This window comes from Streptomyces phaeochromogenes, from assembly GCF_001418655.1.
Classification (GTDB): domain Bacteria; phylum Actinomycetota; class Actinomycetes; order Streptomycetales; family Streptomycetaceae; genus Streptomyces; species Streptomyces phaeochromogenes.
The window spans coordinates 1-16,202 of the sequence record NZ_LIQZ01000391.1; the positions used below are offsets into that span (position 1 = coordinate 1).

At 72.4% G+C, this 16,202-nt stretch carries 15 protein-coding genes; 1 reads left to right on the forward strand and 14 read right to left on the reverse strand.

What is annotated here, in order from left to right:
- Positions 1 to 363: 363 nt before the first annotated feature.
- Positions 364 to 942 carry a phage holin family protein gene (locus AOK17_RS39590; RefSeq protein ID WP_055617462.1) on the reverse strand — a complete coding sequence of 193 codons (579 nt, stop codon included), beginning with the start codon at positions 940 to 942 and terminating at the stop codon, positions 364 to 366.
- 147 nt (positions 943 to 1,089) lie between these two features.
- Here AOK17_RS39590 and AOK17_RS39595 point away from each other — a divergent pair, with 147 nt between their 5' ends.
- Complete coding sequence (locus AOK17_RS39595; RefSeq protein WP_055617463.1) at positions 1,090 to 1,443, forward strand: VOC family protein; 354 nt, start codon at positions 1,090 to 1,092, stop codon at positions 1,441 to 1,443.
- Between the two features lie 23 nt (positions 1,444 to 1,466).
- Here AOK17_RS39595 and AOK17_RS39600 read toward each other — a convergent pair whose 3' ends face one another.
- The 13 genes from AOK17_RS39600 to AOK17_RS39660 all read right to left on the reverse strand — a co-directional run.
- Positions 1,467 to 3,452, reverse strand: coding sequence for a DUF5107 domain-containing protein (locus AOK17_RS39600; protein ID WP_206190912.1), 1,986 nt, complete (start codon positions 3,450 to 3,452; stop codon positions 1,467 to 1,469).
- A 40-nt stretch (positions 3,453 to 3,492) separates the two neighbouring features.
- The gene (locus tag AOK17_RS39605) at positions 3,493 to 4,392 is read right to left on the reverse strand and encodes an arginase family protein (RefSeq protein WP_055617464.1); all 900 of its coding nucleotides are present in this window, start codon (positions 4,390 to 4,392) and stop codon (positions 3,493 to 3,495) included.
- Between the two features lie 5 nt (positions 4,393 to 4,397).
- Positions 4,398 to 4,943: a GNAT family N-acetyltransferase gene (locus AOK17_RS39610; RefSeq protein WP_055617465.1), complete on the reverse strand. Its 546-nt coding sequence runs from the start codon at positions 4,941 to 4,943 to the stop codon at positions 4,398 to 4,400.
- Positions 4,944 to 4,964: 21 nt separating this feature from the next.
- Positions 4,965 to 5,213 carry a LapA family protein gene (locus AOK17_RS39615; RefSeq protein WP_055617466.1) on the reverse strand — a complete coding sequence of 83 codons (249 nt, stop codon included), beginning with the start codon at positions 5,211 to 5,213 and terminating at the stop codon, positions 4,965 to 4,967.
- Between the two features lie 155 nt (positions 5,214 to 5,368).
- Positions 5,369 to 6,292: a S66 peptidase family protein gene (locus AOK17_RS39620; RefSeq protein WP_055617467.1), complete on the reverse strand. Its 924-nt coding sequence runs from the start codon at positions 6,290 to 6,292 to the stop codon at positions 5,369 to 5,371.
- Entirely contained in the window at positions 6,289 to 8,268 is a 1,980-nt protein-coding gene (locus tag AOK17_RS39625; RefSeq protein WP_055617468.1) for a prolyl oligopeptidase family serine peptidase, read from the reverse strand. The genes AOK17_RS39620 and AOK17_RS39625 overlap by 4 nt, the downstream gene beginning before the upstream one ends.
- A gap of 7 nt (positions 8,269 to 8,275) precedes the next feature.
- Positions 8,276 to 9,631: a M20/M25/M40 family metallo-hydrolase gene (locus tag AOK17_RS39630; RefSeq protein WP_055617469.1), complete on the reverse strand. Its 1,356-nt coding sequence runs from the start codon at positions 9,629 to 9,631 to the stop codon at positions 8,276 to 8,278.
- Positions 9,624 to 10,460, reverse strand: a complete 837-nt coding sequence (locus AOK17_RS39635; protein WP_055617470.1) for a M55 family metallopeptidase — start codon at positions 10,458 to 10,460, stop codon at positions 9,624 to 9,626. The genes AOK17_RS39630 and AOK17_RS39635 overlap by 8 nt, the downstream gene beginning before the upstream one ends.
- 46 nt (positions 10,461 to 10,506) lie before the next feature.
- Positions 10,507 to 12,264 (reverse strand): immune inhibitor A domain-containing protein, encoded by a 1,758-nt coding sequence (locus tag AOK17_RS39640; protein WP_055617471.1) that lies wholly within the window; start codon positions 12,262 to 12,264, stop codon positions 10,507 to 10,509.
- A gap of 91 nt (positions 12,265 to 12,355) precedes the next feature.
- Positions 12,356 to 13,033: a GntR family transcriptional regulator gene (locus AOK17_RS39645; protein ID WP_055617472.1), complete on the reverse strand. Its 678-nt coding sequence runs from the start codon at positions 13,031 to 13,033 to the stop codon at positions 12,356 to 12,358.
- A 29-nt stretch (positions 13,034 to 13,062) separates the two neighbouring features.
- On the reverse strand, positions 13,063 to 14,064 hold the full coding sequence (locus AOK17_RS39650; RefSeq protein WP_055617473.1) for a proline racemase family protein: 1,002 nt from the start codon (positions 14,062 to 14,064) through the stop codon (positions 13,063 to 13,065).
- Positions 14,065 to 14,162: 98 nt separating this feature from the next.
- Positions 14,163 to 15,068, reverse strand: a complete 906-nt coding sequence (locus tag AOK17_RS39655) for a dihydrodipicolinate synthase family protein (protein WP_055617476.1) — start codon at positions 15,066 to 15,068, stop codon at positions 14,163 to 14,165.
- A 51-nt stretch (positions 15,069 to 15,119) separates the two neighbouring features.
- A partial coding sequence (locus tag AOK17_RS39660; protein WP_055617474.1) for an FAD/NAD(P)-dependent oxidoreductase occupies positions 15,120 to 16,202 on the reverse strand: 1,083 nt, incomplete at its 5' end.

Consider the following 16,202-nt stretch of genomic DNA (forward strand, 5'->3'; position numbering starts at 1 on the left):
TCGGAGCAGGATTCGCCGGGCGGGAGAGGGTGGGCGCCGTCTGGTGCCCGGCGAATCCTGCTCCGACGATCACGACACGAGGTCGGCTCATGGGGCGCCTCCGGCGGAGTCGTCCTTCGGGGCCTTCCGCGTCCCCCCGGCCGGGACGCCCAAACGTCGAGGTGCCCCGCACGGCGGCGTTGCGCTCCGGGCGCCGGGGACACCGGAAAACCGCCGGAACCATCGGGGCTCGTGGGGGTCCTTCAGGCTCGGTTCCGGCCATGCGGGTCCGCGGACGGTGTCTCCTCCCCGATTGTCCGGGGCGTGGCCCGTCACCGCATCCCACGCGACGGAGGCGCACCGGTTCGGTACGCCTCCGTGGGTTCACCGGGCCGGGTGATGCGGCCCCTCGGGATCCGTCGCGCCCGGTACCGGGGGCGTGCCCGCACCGGAGGGTCCGGGCGCCGCGCTCACACCGCCGGGGGCGACAGGCGGAACGGGCGGGGCGGAGGGCCCGGCGAGCCCGCCGGGCGGCGTGCCGGGAGCCGTGCTGCCGGCGACCCTCGCGCTCTGCTCCTCGGCGGCCCGTGCCGCGGCCGTCTGTCCCGCTGCGGTCCGTTCCTCGGCAGCGGTGTGTCCCTCGGCGGCCTGCGTCGGCGCGGGCTTGGGTGCCGTCGGCCGCGCCGCGTTGCGCAGCGCGTAGGCCCCGGCTCCGAGCAGGACGGCGGTGATCAGCGCGGCCACCCAGTCGGGCAGCCCGAGCGCCAGGACGAGGCCCACGGTCAGCGCGAGGGCCGCGCCCGCGTACAGGGCGACGGCGCCGGACGCTGCGTACAGCGAGGCCGTACGGCGCTGCTTGAGGGTCTGCTCCCGCAGTTCCTCGCGTACGGCGTCGCGGGCCACCTGGGCCAGTTCGTCGACCAGGTGTTTGTCCAGATGTTCCATGTGTTCGATGCGGTCCATGGCGGCCGGGTACCCGCGCCCCTTCGCCCGTAACGCCGGGCGCCTCCGGCTCCGTTCGCCCGACAGGGACCCGGCCGGGTCCCGGTGCGTCCCGGGATCCGTACGAAACGATCTCGTTCCCGGCCGGCCCCAACTAGGCTCGTCCGCATGGACATTCTGGGAGCCACGCTGCGTATCTGCGTCGACGACCTGGAGACTGCGGTCCCCTTCTACGAGAAGCTGGCGGGCGGACCGGCGCTCCGCTTCGAGCGCGGCGGGGTCTCCGTCGCCGCCGTCGGCTGCTTCTTGTTGATGAGCGGGCCGGAGTCGGAGTTGGAGGTGCTCCGCAAGGTCTCGGCGACCATCGCGGTGACGGACGTCGACGAAGCCCACCGGGTGCTCACCGACTCGGGCGCCCACGTCGTGGCGGGCCCGGTGGCGACACCGGGTGGCCGCAACCTGATCGCGATGCACCCGGACGGCTACGTGTACGAGTACGTGGACCGCCGCGCGGCCGAGTAGGCCGCCCGGCGCCCACGCCCAAGTCACCCCCCGCCGTCGGTGCCGGGCGGCCTCATCCGGAAGTCGTAGCGCTCCGGCAGGGGTTCGTCGGCGATGCGGGACCACGCCACGCCGATCGCCTCGGCGCCCTCACGCAGGTCGGCCACCTCGAAGCCCGCGTCGAAGACGGCGCGTGCCGCGTCCCTGTCGCCCTCGGCCAGCAGCAACTCCGCCTCGATCAGCCGGAACCGGCCGCGTTCGCGGGTCGCCGGGCGCAGCCGCTCCCACACGGCGCGCGCGTCCGCCGTCCGCCGCGCCGCGAGGAGCGCGGCGATCGCCTCCCGCCCGAGCGCGGCCGTGGCGGCCGTCCATGCCTCCCCGTCGTCGCGCCGCTCCCGGCACAGGTCGTCGAAGGCCTCCGTGTACCGGTCGGCGGCCCGTTCCCGGTTGCCCGCGTCCAGGTCGGCGACGGCGAGGCAGCGCAGCAACGGCCAGAGGGACGGGGCGAGTTCGAGTGCCCGCTCCCAGCTGCGCACGGCCTGTGCGCGGTCGTCGGCGTGCCACTGGGCGACGCCCAGGTGGTACTCGGTGAGCGGCTTCGCGGGTGCCGTCTCCAGCATGTCCCGCCAGTGCCGGGCGACGAGCGTCTCGCCGGGCGGTCCCACCCGGCGCGGCTCCGGGAAGGCCCCGGACCGGAGCAGCTCGATCCAGGGCGCCTGCGCGTCCCCGAGCGTGTCCCCCTCGAAGGGTGTGCCGGGCAACTTGAGGTCGCCGCGCAGGACTTCGAGCGCGCCCCAGCCGGATCCGACGGCCAGCACCTCACCGGGTTCGGTGTCGGCGGACGCCCGCCAGTTCTCGTACGCTGTCTCGAACTCCCCACGCGGCAGGGCCTGTTGGAGCCGTTCCTCGACTCCGGAGCGGGCCGCGGCCCAGTCGGTGCCGTGCACGGTCTCCGCGTCGGCCGTCAGCGGCCCGTACGCCTCCAGCCACGCCACCTCGCTCTCGGCGTCGAGGCGGAGGTGCTCCAACTGGGTGCGGGCGAGCCCGGCCTGGATCTCGCAGTAGCCGCCGGTGCCGGGCTCGGTGAGCCACTCCTGCCAACGCCGCCCGCCGGTACCGGACCCCCACACGAACAGCTTGCGTCCGCGGAGCACGTCGGTGGACGTCTGCACGAGCCCCTGTCCCGTGTCGTCCAGGGCGGCGATCCAGCGCCGCTGTCCGTCGGGCACCTCGTAGAAGTAGTCGGCCGGGTACGCGCCGCGCAGCGGATACGTCCGGTCGGCGCCCTCGCACTCCGGAACCGGCACCCGGCGCAGCCGGCGCTCGTAGCCGAAGTGCCAGGCCTCCTCGGCGGGCGCGAGCACCCTGCGCTCCTCGGGGACGGCGGTGTTGGACCACCAGTACAGCGGCGCGGCCTTCTCGTGCGGATTGCGGACGCGTACGCCGACGCACAGGAAGTCGGAGTCCTCGGGCAGCCACAGGTCGACCTGGAACGGCAGGTCGCGCAGCCGTTCCCACTCCCAAAGGCGCAGCATCTCGCCGCCGTCGGGCGCGGTGACGCGGGCCGCGTGCAGGGGTGCGCAGGCGAGGGTCGAGTGGCCGGTGGCACCGATGTTCCATTCGATGCCACCGGAGAACCAGGCGCCGTTGAGCGCGAAGTCGGCGGGCTGCAACACCGGGTTGCGGTAGAGGAGTTCACGGTCGGACGGCTTGTGGAAGAGGGACACGACACGGCCGCCGTAGCCGGGCAGCACGGTCGCGCGCAGCCGGTCGTTCTCGATGACGAGCGCCTCGACCTCGCGGGGCTCCCGCGTTCTCCCGTACCCGTCGCGGACACGTTCGGGCAGGAGGCTGCGCAGCGGCTCGTAGCCGATCTGGCGGGCCATGTCGCGTGGCAGGCCCTCGCGTTCCCGCTCGTCCACGTGGTGCGTCTCGTCGAGCGGACACAGCGGAGGGAGTGGGTTGCTGGGGCCCAACTCCGCGACCGGCAGCGTCAGTACGTCACGTCGGATGGTCGTCACGTCGACCATGGAACAGCGTGGACGGCGAGCCGACCAGGGGCACTCCCGGTCAGGATTGCGCAAAGGCCGCGACGACGATGTCGGCGAGCAGGGCGCCGGCGGTCCCGTCCGGGTCCAGGTCGGGGTCGTAGATGGTGACGTTGAAGCCGGCGCAGTGCGGGGAGTTCACCAACGGCCGCAGCAGCGCGGTCAGTTCGTCGGGCAGCAGTCCGCCGGGGTCGGGGCTGTCGACGGCGGGCATCACGGTCGGGTCGAGCACATCGGCGTCGAGGTGCACCCAGAAGCCGTCCAGTTCCGGCACGTCGAAGGCCTGGGCGGTGGCCCGGGCCAGGGCGTCGGCGCCCCACTCGCGCACGTCGCCGACGGTCACCGTGGGGATCTTCAGCGCGGCGAGTTCGGCGCGGTCCTCCTCGAACTCGTCCCGGATTCCGAAGAACCGCACGTCCTCGTCGCGCAGATAGGGCTTCAGCCCCTCCAGGTCCGTCAGGTCGTCCTGGCCGCGCCCGGTCGCCAGGGCCACCTCCTCGCCGCCCGCCGCGCCGACCCGTTCGGAGTTGCCCGGGTGCCGGAAGTCGTGGGAGGCGTCCACCGCCACGAGCCCGTACCGGCCGATCCGCCGCAGCGCGAGCGAGGCGCCGAGCTGGATGGAGCAGTCGCCGCCGAGGACGACGGGCAGTTCCCCGGCCCGTACGTGCCCTTCGACGCGGTCGGCGAGCGTGCGCGTGTAGGTGGCGATCGCGGCGGCGTTGAAGACGCCGTCGCCCTCCTGCCAGTCGCCCCGGTCGTAGCGCGGCGGTACGACCACCCCGCCCTCCAGGGCGTGCAGCCGCTGCACGATCCGCTGCTCGCGCAGGGCCCCGGCGAGCTTGTAGCAGCCGGGGACGGTGCCCGGGGCCGGTGGCCGAAGGCCGAGGTTCGACGGGGCGTCCAGGACGACGAGATTCCTCATAGGACTCATGTTCGAATCATATCGGCGGTGATGGCCCAGCGTTCGTGGTCCCGCCAGGCCCCGTCGATGAAGAGGAAGTCCGGCGAGAAGCCCTCCAGGCGGAAGCCGCAGCGGCGGGCCAGCGCGATCGAGGCGGCGTTGTCCGGCTGGACGTTGATCTCCAGCCGGTGCAGTCCGAGCCCGCCGAACGCGTACCGCACCACCAGGTCGAGCCCCTCCCCCATCAGTCCGCGCCCGGCCGCGTGCGCGAAGGCCCCGTAGCCGAGCGCCCCGCACTGGAAGGCGCCCTCCACGATGTTGTTGATGTTGATGAACCCGGCGATCCCCCCGCCGTCCCGCTCACAGACGAGGAACCCGGCCTTCGTCGGATCCTCGATCAGCCGTCGCGCGTACGAGGTGTACGCGGCGGCATTGGCCGGCGGGAACAGCCAGGGCTGGTGCAGCGCCTTGCTCTCGCGCGCCCGGGCGACGAACTCGGCGCCGTCCTCGTGGGTGTAGTGACGTATGCCCACGCGGGAGCCTTCGGCGAGGTATTCGGTAACGCCATGCATCCCGCAACGGTACGCGGCCGGTCAGCTTCGGCGCTTCATGAAATACGCCCCGCACAGCGCGCCGATCACGGTCGTGCCGAGGAGTGCCATCCACAGGGGCATGGTGACCTCGGGGATCAGCAGGCGGATCTTGGTGGCGCGGGTGTTCTCGAAGATGAAGATCAGCGCGAGCACGGCCAGCGCGATGACGGACACCCGCCCGGGCGTCATCAGGTTCCCGCCGCCTGCCTTGCCGCCGCCACCGCTGCTCTCCGAGGTCTTCGGGCTCATGCGCCCAGGATGGGCGGGGAGCGGGGGTCACGCGCGGTGAGAGGTTCCTCCGGGTGAGGCGGGGGGCCACAGGGGTGACTCGACGCCAGACCGCCAGACCGTCATGGCCCTCGCGACCCTCATGGCCGTCACCACTCTCACGGCCGTCGCAGGCGTCAGGCCAGCGCGGGCACGTCCAGTGTCAGCGTCCCCGCCTCGGCGTCCAGCTCCCCCGGCACCCCGAAGGGAACCGTCAGCGCCCCCTCGCAGTGTCCGAAGCCGAACTCCTCGGCGATCGGCACCCCGAGCCCGCCGAGCCGGTCGAGGAAGAGGGCCCGGATCCGCTCGTACGGGTCGCACCGCTCCCAGGAGCCGAGCAGGATCCCGGTGACGCCGTCGAGCCAGCCTGCGCGCAGGAGGTGGGTCAGGTAGCGGTCCAAACGGTAGGTCTCCTCGTTCACGTCCTCCAGGCACAGGAGGCCGCCGCGCGCCGAGGGCCGGGCGTGGGGTGTGCCGAGGTCGGCGGCGAGCAGGCTGAGGCAGCCGCCGAGGAGGACGCCCCTGGCCCGCCCCGGCACCAGCGCCTGCCCGGACGAGGTGAGGGTCCGCACCGACTCCGGTTCGAAGAGCGTCGCCCGCAGATGCTCCTGGGCGCGGGCGTTCTTGATGAAGTCGATGCCCGCGGCCATCGGTCCGTGCAGTGTCACGAGCCCCAGCCGGGTCGCGAAGGCCTCGTGCAGGGCCGTGATGTCGCTGAAGCCGAGGAACACCTTGGGGCCCGCGGCCCGCAGCGCGTCCCAGTCGAGCAGTTCGGCCATGCGCTGCACGCCGTACCCGCCGCGGGCGCACAGCACGGCGTCCACACTCGGGTCGCACCAGGCGGACTGGAGGTCGGCGGCCCGGTCGGCGTCGGTGCCCGCCAGGTAGTCGAACGTGCCGTGCCGGTCGAGCACATGAGGTGCCACGACCGGTTCCAGGTCCCAGCCGCGCAGGATGTCGAGGCCCGCCTGCAGCCGTTCCTCGGGCACGGGACCGCTCGGCGCGACGACGGCGACTCGGGCTCCGGGAGCCAGCCGCCGGGGCCGAACGAGCGCCTTCACTTGGCGAGCTCCAGGGTGGGGACGCCTGGCGGGTTCAGGCCGAACACCTGGGCGTACAGGGAGAGTTCGGCCTCCAGGGCCCGCACCATCGTGTCGGCCCGCCGGAAGCCGTGGCCCTCGCCCTCGAAGGCGATGTAGGCGTGCGGCAGCGGCCGTGCCCGCTCCTCCATCCTGGCCAGGAACCGCTCGCACTGCGCGGGCGGGCAGATGACGTCGTCGAGGCCCTGGAGGAGCAGGAAGGGCACGGTGACGCGGTCGGCGTGCTCGGTGGGCGAGCGCTCGGCGTACCGGCCGGGGACCTCGGCGAGCGGTCCGACCAGGGTCTCCAGGTACTGGGACTCGAAGTCGTGGGTCTCGCCCGTGCCCCAGCCCGCCAGGTCGAGGATGGGGTAGATGATCGTCCCGCAGGCGTACACGTCGGTGCTCACCAGGGACGCGGCCGTGGTCCAGCCGCCCGCGCTGCCGCCGCGGACGGCGAGCCGGTCGCGGTCGGCGGTGCCCTCCTCGGCGAGGGCGAGCGCGACGGCCGCGCAGTCCTCGACGTCCACGACACCCCACTGCTCGCGCAGCCGGTTGCGGTACTCGCGGCCGTACCCGGTGGATCCGCCGTAGTTGACCTCGGCGACCCCGATGCCGCGCGAGGTGAAGTACGCGATCTGCAGGTCGAGGACGAGCGGGGCGCGGCCGGTGGGACCGCCGTGCGCCCACACGACGTACGGCGGGAGTTCGTCGCCGGGGGCGACATGGCCGGGGTGGTGCGGCGGGTAGATGTGCGCGTGGATCTCCCGCCCGGCGGGCCCGCTGAACGTGCGGATCTGGGGTTCCGGGTAGTAGGCGGGGTCCACCGGGTCGTCGTGCGGAGCGCCGATGACCCGCGCCCGGCCGGTGCGGGCGTCCAGTTCGACGACCTCGTAGGCGCTGCGCGGGCTGGCCGCGACGGCGGCGACCCGGCTGCCGTCGGCGGCGAGCGTGGCCGCGTACTCGGTCCAGGGCCCGGCCGCGTCGACGACCTCACCGGTCTCCGGGTCGAGGATGCCGAGCGCGGTGGCGCCCCGGCCGTGCACGACGGCGATCAGTCCGCTGTCCAGCGGCGCGAACCAGCGCCGGCCGACCGTCCAGAGCGGCCCGGCGAACTCCTCCTCGCGCGTGCAGATCGCCTCGCCGTCGCGGTAGAGGTTCCACCAGCCGGAGCGGTCGCTCGCGTACAGCAGGGAGCCGTCGGCGCACCAGTCGGCCTGGGCGATCGCCTCGTCCGGGCCTCCGGCGGCCTTCCGGGTCCCCCGCAGCGTGCCGTCGGGGCCGACGTCGGCCACCATCAGTTCGGTCCCGTCCCACGGCATCCGCGGGTGGTCCCAGCCCAGCCAGACCGCGCGCCGCCCGTCGGGCGAGATGCGCGGCCCGGTGACGAACCGGTGCTGCCCGTCGGTGAGTTCACGTACCGCGTCCCTGTTCCGCGCGGCCGACCCGTCCAGCGGCACCGCGGCGACGACCCGGCGCACGTCGGTCGGCCCGTCGCCGGTGAACTCCTCCAGTACGCACCAGACTTCGCCGAGTTCGAGATGCATCTGCGCGTCCACCCACCGCAGTCCGCCGCCCACCGGCGACACGGGGGTCAGGGGGCGCGGCTCCTTGTCGGGGCCGGCGGGCTCGTACGCGTACAGCCGCTGGTCGGCGAAGTTGACGAAGACCACCAGCGGACCGTCGTCGCCGACCGCCCCGGCCCAGGGGTGTCCGCCGTACTCCATGACGCGGCTACGCACGTTCCACGGGGCGGGCAGGACCGATTCCTCGGTGCCGTCGGCGCGGCGGCGCACCAGGGTGCGGCGGCCGGCCTCGGTGGGCCGGGGTTCGGTCCACCAGACCTCGTCGCCGACGAAGCCGACGAAGTCGGGGTGTCCGTCGTGCGCGGCGGCGAGCGACGCGTCGATGGGCGAGGGCCAGGAACCGTAGGCCAGGGTCTGCACGATGTCCCCCATTTTTTCCCTAGGCCGTGCGCAGAAAGCGGTCGAGTACCCGGACACCGAAATGCAGCGCCTCGACGGGCACACGTTCGTCGACCCCGTGGAAGAGGGCCTGGTAGTCGAAGCCCGGCGGGAGCTTCAGCGGCGCGAATCCGTATCCGGTGATGCCGAGGCGCGAGAACTGCTTGGCGTCCGTGCCGCCCGACATGCAGTACGGCACGACATGCCCCTCGGGCGCGAACTCCTCCACGGCCGCACGCATGTTGGCGTACGTCGTCGAGTCCACCGGTGCCTGCAGGGCCACCTCACGGTGGTGGAACTCCCACTCCACGTCCGGACCGGTGAGCCGGTCAAGGGTCGCGCGGAACTCGTCCTCGGTGCCGGGCAGATAGCGTCCGTCCACGTGGGCGACGGCCTCCCCCGGAATGACGTTGACCTTGTAACCGGCGTTCAGCATGGTCGGGTTGGCGCTGTTGCGCACGGTGGACTCGACGAGCGAGGCGGCAGGGCCGAGCTTGTGCAGCAGAGCGTCCACGTCGTCGAAGTCGGGCTCGATGCCGTACACCGCGGCCATCTCGGTGAGCGCGGCGCGGACCGTCGGGGTGATCCGTACGGGCCACTCGTGGGCGCCGATCCGCGCGATCGCGGCGGCGAGCCTGGTCACCGAGTTCTCCCGGTTCACCTTGGAGCCGTGGCCGGCCCGGCCGCGTGCGGTGAGCTTCAGCCAGCCGGTGCCGCGCTCGCCCGCCGCGACGGGATACAGCTCTCGGCCGGAGCCGTCGTGGAAGGTGAAGGCGCCGGACTCGCTGATGCCCTCGGTGCACCCTTCGAAGAGCCCCGGGTGCTCGTCGGCGAGGAAGCCCGAGCCGTCCTCGGCGCTCGCCTCCTCGTCCGCGGTGAAGGCGATCACGAGGTCACGCCGGGGGCGCACGCCCGCGCGGGCCCACTGCCGTACGACCGCGAGGATCATCGCGTCCATGTTCTTCATGTCGACCGCGCCCCGGCCCCAGACGACCCCGTCGCGGACCTCCCCGGAGAACGGGTGCACGCTCCAGTCCTCCGCCTGCGCCGGTACGACGTCCAGGTGACCGTGGACGAGCAGCGCGTCGGCGGACGGGTCGGTGCCCTCCAGGCGCGCGACGACGTTCGCACGCCCCTTCGTGCGCTCCAGGAGCGTCGGCTCCAGACCCACCTCGGCGAGCAGCGCCGCCGCGTACTCGGCGGCCGGCCGCTCCTGGCAGTCCCCGCCGCCGCGGTTGGTCGTGTCGATCCGGATGAGATCGGAGGTGAACCGGACGACCTCGTCGAGGGCCTGCCCGTCGACCGATCCCTCCCCGGCCGCCTGCTGCTCGTCGGTCGCGCTCCTGCTGTCAGCCATAGGTCTCCTCCACGGCGGCCGAGACGATCGTGGTGACCGCCTTGAAGGTACGAATCCCCTCGTACATGGTCGGGCTGGTGTACGCGACCTTCCGCTCCCCGACGCGCTCGACGCCCGGGACGACGGTGGCCGCCATCACGAGGTGCTCGGCGTCGAACTCCAGGGCCACGGTGAACGGGCCGCCGTCCACGGGCTCGTGCCGCACCGCGAGCCGTGTGGCCTCCTTGGCGGCGGCGCGGATGTCCGATGCCGTACGCGCCGGTGTGCGGCACACGGCCGCGTACCGCGAGACATGGTCCTTGACGGCGACCTTCAGCGCCTCGGGGGCGTAGCCGAGCGCGTCCTCGCAGGCCACGTCGTCGCCGGTGACGAGGACGACGGGGACGCCGTACTCGGCGACGACATGCGCGTTGAGCAGGCCCTCGCTGGCGCGTACGTCGTTGATCCAGACGCCGGTGATCGAGTTGGCGAGGTAGGTGTGCGCGAGGACACCCTCCATGCCCGCTCCCGCGTGGTAGCCGACGAACGCGATGCCGTCGACGTCGCCGTGCTGCACGCCCTCCACCATGGACAGCGATTTGTGCCGTCCGGTGAGCATCTGCGCCCGTTCGTCCAGCTGCTCCAGAAGCAGGTTGCGCATGGTCCAGTGGGCCTCGTTGATGAGGACCTCGTCGGCGCCGCCGTCGAGGAAGCCGAGGACGGCCGCGTTCACGTCCGAGGTGAACATCGACCGGCACCGCTCCCACTGCGGTGTGCCCGGCAGGACGTCGGCCGGCCAGGTCACCCCGGTGGCGCCCTCCATGTCGGCGCTGATGAGGATCTTTGCCATGCTCCAGTTGTATCGCAGTCGGGAGGAGCCCCACAGGGGAGGGCGGTCAGCCGGACGAACCGACCGAAACCTTCACTCGGCCGTCGGTGTACTCCTCGTCCACGCTGATCGTGGTGCCGTCGGGCCCCGAGAGGACCGGGACGCCCGGCTTGGACGGGATCGTCGTCTCCACGCCGTTCTGGTGGAAGGTGAGCGGAAGGGTGGGCCGGCGGCCGAAGGGAGCGTCGTACGTCTGGAGGCGACTCCGGATCACGGCCCCTGCGGTGTCCACGGCGGGCTGGGCGTGTGCGTCGACGGGCAGGATCTGGCCGTGGCCGCCGTTGGCCTTGGTCCTGTTGTCCCGGTACTTGGTGTTCCAGTACCAGATCAGCGTGCCGCTCTCGTAGTGCAGCCGCTCCTTGAGCCTGGGCAGAGTGGAGCGCCAACCCAGCTGGAACGGACCGGACTTGAGGTACGTGTCCTCGCCGACGTACTGCCGGTTCTCGACGACGTAGTAGCGCGCGTTGCCGTCCGCGTCCGCGGGGAGCGTCACCAGGAGGGCTTCCTTGCCCGGCTTCGAGGAGTCGACCGACAGCGGGTTCAGAACGACGGTCGAGGGGGTGCCGGCCTTCGCCGTCGCGTGGTCGAGCCAGCCGAGCCGCAGTTTGGCCCAGGCGCCCAAGTCGGCGGGATGGGCGGAGAGTTCGGCCTCGTTCGAGAGCAGTGAGCCGTGCGACATGACCGACCAGAAGCCGGTGGAGTTCTCGCCGCCGGAGGTGTCGTACAGATCGGGCAGACCCAGGTCGTGGCCGTACTCGTGGGCCAGCGTGCCAAGTCCCCTGTTCTCGTTGGTCATCGTGTAGTCGTTGACCCAGATGCCCGAGTCACCGACCTGGCTGCCGCCGTCCCGGTTTCCGTTGGCGGGCCCCAACTTGCCCGCGCCTGACTGGAGATAGCTGACGGAGCCGCGGTGCGAGCCGATGGCATCGGTGCCGTTGACGCCACCGCCGTTGGCCTGCGACTCCCCCGCGAACGTGACCATCACGCGGTCGAGATAGCCGTCGGGTTCGTTGAAGATCCCGTCCCGGTCGTGGTCGTTGCGGTCCCAGGTGTCGTACGTGGCAAGGTATTTGGCCAGCGAGGCGGCGGTCCGGCCCGTCGCGCGCTGGTCCTCGTACCACTTGTCGAGACCGTCGGTGACGAGCTGCTCGTTGCAGTAGTACGTCGAGATGGCGACGCCGTTCTTCCGGCAGGTGTCGGTGCCGTAGTGCGCGAGGGGGCGGTCGACGCGGGTCCAGTCCTGGACGGTGCCGGTGATCGAGTAGACGCCGCTGGACTGGCGCTGGAAGTACGACCTGAGGGTGTCGCCCGCGGCCTGGTCCGCCGTGCCGAAGATCTGCCGCTGGTAGTAGGCCCGGCTGTAGTCCCGGGTCCACACCGTGGCGTTGTCGGTGGCGCGGTCGGGCTCGGGGATCCGGTTGTGCGTGTAGTCGCTGAACTCCACCGGCAGCACGAAGATCCGGTCCGCGGTGCGGGCCGTCTCCGCGTACGAGCCCGCACGGTACTCGATGCGCTGCGAGGAGCCGCGGGTCTCGGGCGTCGCCTGCCCGGCGGCGACCTTGGCGACGGCCAGGGCCCGGGCGCGCTGGGTCCGCTCGCCCCTCTCGCTCAGCAGATCGTGGTTGGGGGCCTCGGCGGTGGCCTCGGTCTCAGGGGATGCGACCGCGGCGGAGGCCCCTGGGGCTTGGACGGCCAGCGCCGCAACGGCGATGGCAGCCACCAGGGATCTGTGGAGGAGCGGAGACCTGCCGATGCGCTTGCTCAACGTGCGTCCTTCTCGCGGCTGCCGGGGCGCACTCAGGAGAGCATGGAGGTACGGACGAGGCGGGTTGCCCGGCAGCGTGTCGCCGCCGAGGTCACTCGGCCGCCCACAACCCCCGTACGTGTCCGAGGTGGCGGGTCATGACGGCCCGTACCGCCTCCTCGTCGCGGGCGATGAGCGCGTCGAGGATGTCCAGGTGCTCGGCGGCGGAGGCCTCCAGGCGGCCCGCCTTCACCAGCGCGTGCAGGCCGTAGAGGCGGGAGCGCTTGCGGAGGTCGCGGACCACCTCGACCAGGTGATCGTTGCCCGCGAGGGCGAGGAGGCCGAGGTGGAAGCGCATGTCCGCCTCGACGTGCGCGATGAGGTCACCGGTCGCAGCCGCCGTGACGCTCTCCTGGGCGGCCGGGCGCAGCGCCTCCAGGGCGACGGGGTCGGCGGTGGCGGCGAGCGAGACGGTCGTGGGGATCTCGATGAGCGAGCGGATGTGCGTGTACTCGTCGAGCTGCTTCTCGGAGACGGCGGTGACCCGGAAGCCCTTGTTCGGCACGGTGTCGACCAGCCCCTCCTTGGCGAGGTCGAGCATGGCCTCGCGGACGGGCGTGGCCGAGACACCGAAGCGGGCGGCGAGGGCCGGCGCGGAGTACACCTCGCCCGGACGCAGTTCCCCCGCGATGAGGGCGGCCCGCAGCGCGTCCGCGACTCGCTCGCGGTAGCTGGGCTTCTTGCCGCCCAGCGAGGGCAGGGCGGGGGCGCTGGCGCGCTGGGCGGGCATCGGGGATTTCCTTGTCGTGGTCGTGGGCCTCAGAGGACGAAGCCCGCCGGGAACGGGTCGGTGGGGTCGAGCAGATACTGGGCCGTGCCGGTCACCCAGGCCCGCCCGGTGAAGCTTGGCAGGACGGCCGGGATCCCGGCGACCTCGGTGGTGTCGAGGAGCCGGCCGGTGAAGTGGGTGCCGATGAATGACTCGTTCAAGAACTCGGTGTTCAGGGGGAGTTCGCCGCGGGCGTGCAGCTGCGCCATGCGCGCGGAGGTGCCCGTACCGCAGGGTGAGCGGTCGAACCAGCCGGGGTGGATGGCCATCGCGTGCCGCGAGTGCCGTGCCGTCGATCCCGGGGCGGTGAGCTGCACATGGTGACAGCCCCGGATGGACGGATCCTCGGGGTGGACGGGCTCCCCCTCGGCGTTGATGGCGTCCATCAGCGAGAGCCCGGCCGCGAGGATGTCGTCCTTGCGGGCCCGGTCGAAGGGCAGCCCGAACTGGTCGAGCGGCAGGATCGCGTAGAAGTTTCCGCCGTACGCCAGGTCGTAGGTCACGGTCCGCCCGTCGGCGAGCTGGATCTTGCGGTCCAGGGCGACGGAGAAGGACGGCACGTTCCTGAGCGTGACGGCCTTGGCGGCGCCGTCCTCCACCGCCACCTCGGCGACGACGAGCCCCGCCGGGGTGTCGAGACGGATGGTGGTCACCGGCTCGACGACCTCGACCATGCCGGTCTCCACGAGGACGGTCGCGACCCCGATGGTCCCGTGCCCGCACATCGGGAGATAGCCCGACACCTCGATGTAGATCACCCCGTAGTCGCAGTCGGGGCGGGTCGGTGGCTGGAGGATCGCACCGCTCATGGCCGAGTGACCCCGCGGCTCGTTCATCAGCAACTGCTTGATGTCGTCGCGGTGTTCACGGAAGTACAGCCGCCGCTCGTTCATGGTCGCACCCGGGACCGTGCCGATGCCTCCGGTGATCACGCGGGTCGGCATGCCCTCGGTGTGCGAGTCGACGGCGTGCAGGACGAGTTTGCTGCGCATGGGGCTCCCTGGGGGGTGAGGTCTCCTGCGAGTTCGCGATCACCGGTGTATCGGCGGCGTGGTGGGACGGGCGTATCGCCGGTGTAGTGAGGACGGACTCAGGCGAGCCCGGCCGCGACGGCCCTCTCGGTGGCCTCGCGCACGGCCTGCTCCTGCTCGGGAAGGAGCGGCACGCGCGGCGCCCGTACCGGACCGCCGTGCCGCCCCACGATGTCCATCGACAACTTGATGGCCTGCACGAACTCGGTCTTCGAGTCCCAGCGCAGCAAGGGGTGCAGCTGACGGTAGAGCTTGCCCGCGGTGTCCAGGTCTCCCGCGACGGCGGCGCGGTACAACGCGACAGACGCGGAGGGCAACGCGTTCGGGTAGCCGGCCACCCAGCCCTTGGCCCCCGCGACCGCCAGTTCCAGGAGCACGTCGTCGGCGCCGATCAACAGGTCGAGTTCCGGGGCGAGTTCGGCGATGCGGTAGGCACGGCGTACGTCGCCGGAGAACTCCTTGACCCCGTGGATGTACCCCTCGCCGTGCAGCTTCGCGAGCAGCTCGGGCACGAGGTCGACCTTGGTGTCGATGGGGTTGTTGTACGCGACGATCGGCACGCCCGCCTTCGCGACCTCCGCGTAGTGGGCGAGGACCGAGCGCTCGTCGGCGCGGTAGGCGTTCGGGGGCAGCAGCATCACGGACGCGCAGCCCGCGTCGCGTGCCTGCTCGGCCCAGCGGCGGGCCTCGGCGGATCCGTACGCGGCCACGCCCGGCATCACGCGCTGCCCGCCGATCGCGGCCACCGCGGTCTCGACGACCTTGGCCCGCTCCTCCGGGCTGAGCACCTGGTACTCGCCGAGCGAGCCGTTCGGCACGACCCCGTCGCAGCCGTTCTCGACGAGCCAGGAGCAGTGCTCGGCGTACTTGTCGAAGTTGACGGAGAGGTCGTCGTTCAACGGGAGGGCGGTGGCGACGAGGATGCCGCGCCAAGGGCGGTTGCCGGTGAGGTCGTTGTCAGTCATGTCGTTGTCAGTCACGAGGGGTCCCATCCGGTTTCGGTAGAGGGTGACGTGTCATGAGGGTTCGCCGGGCTCGCGCGCGAGCACCCCGAGGGGCACGGGCCGGGCGAACGGACGTCGGGAGGGTGTCTCCGGACAGCGCGCGAGTCCCGCCACGGCAGGCCCGCACATCCGTCCCTGACACCAGCCCATCCCGGCCCGGGTCAGCAGTTTCACGGTGCGTACGTCCCCGGCGCCGAGCTCGTCGACGGCCTCCCGGATCGCGGAGGCGGGCACCTCCTCACACCGGCACACGACGGTGTCGTCGGTGACCTGCTCGGCCCAATGGGCGGGCGGGGCACAGACCGTGTCGACGGCGGCGAAGAACTCCCGCAACCCGCCACGGGCCTTGGCGGCCGAGGCGTACGAACTCCTGTCGGGCGTACGGGAGTCGAGCCGCGCCGCGATGGACAGTCCGGCGATCCTGCCCTCGGCCACCGCGAGCTCCGCGCCGCCGATCCCCGTGGCCTCGCCGGCGGCCCAGACGCCGGGCACGTCGGTGCGCTGTTCGTCGTCCACGGCGACGGCGACCCCGTCGAGCCGGCAGCCGAGCGCTTCGGCGAGGTCGGTGTGCGGGAGCATGCCGTGGCCGACGGCGAGGGTGTCGCAGGGGATGCGCCGCTCGGTTCCGGGCCGGACGCGTCCGTCACCATCCAGGGCGGCGACGGTGACGGCTTCGAGCCGGCGGGTGCCATCAGCGGCGACGACCGTGCTCCGGACCTGGGCCCTGACGCCGTGACGCGCCAACTCGGCCGCGTACCGGGCGCCTTCGGCGAGTTTCGCGGGATGGGCGGCGAGTACGCGGGCGTGCCGGACGAAGGCCCTGGGGTCGGCGGACTCCACGAGGGCCGCGACCCTCGCCCCGGCAGAGGCGAGCCCGACGGCCACGGGCAGCAGCAACGGCCCGGTCCCGGCCACCACGGCGGTACGCCCCGGCAGCACGAGCCCGCCCTTGAGCATGGCCTGCGCCCCGCCCGCGGTGACCACTCCGGGGAGCGTCCAGCCGCGAAAGGGAAGCACCTTCTCGTACCCACCGGTGGCGAGCAGCACGGCGTCCGCGTGAACGGTGACGGGCTCCTCCTGCTCGGGCCCGAGCAG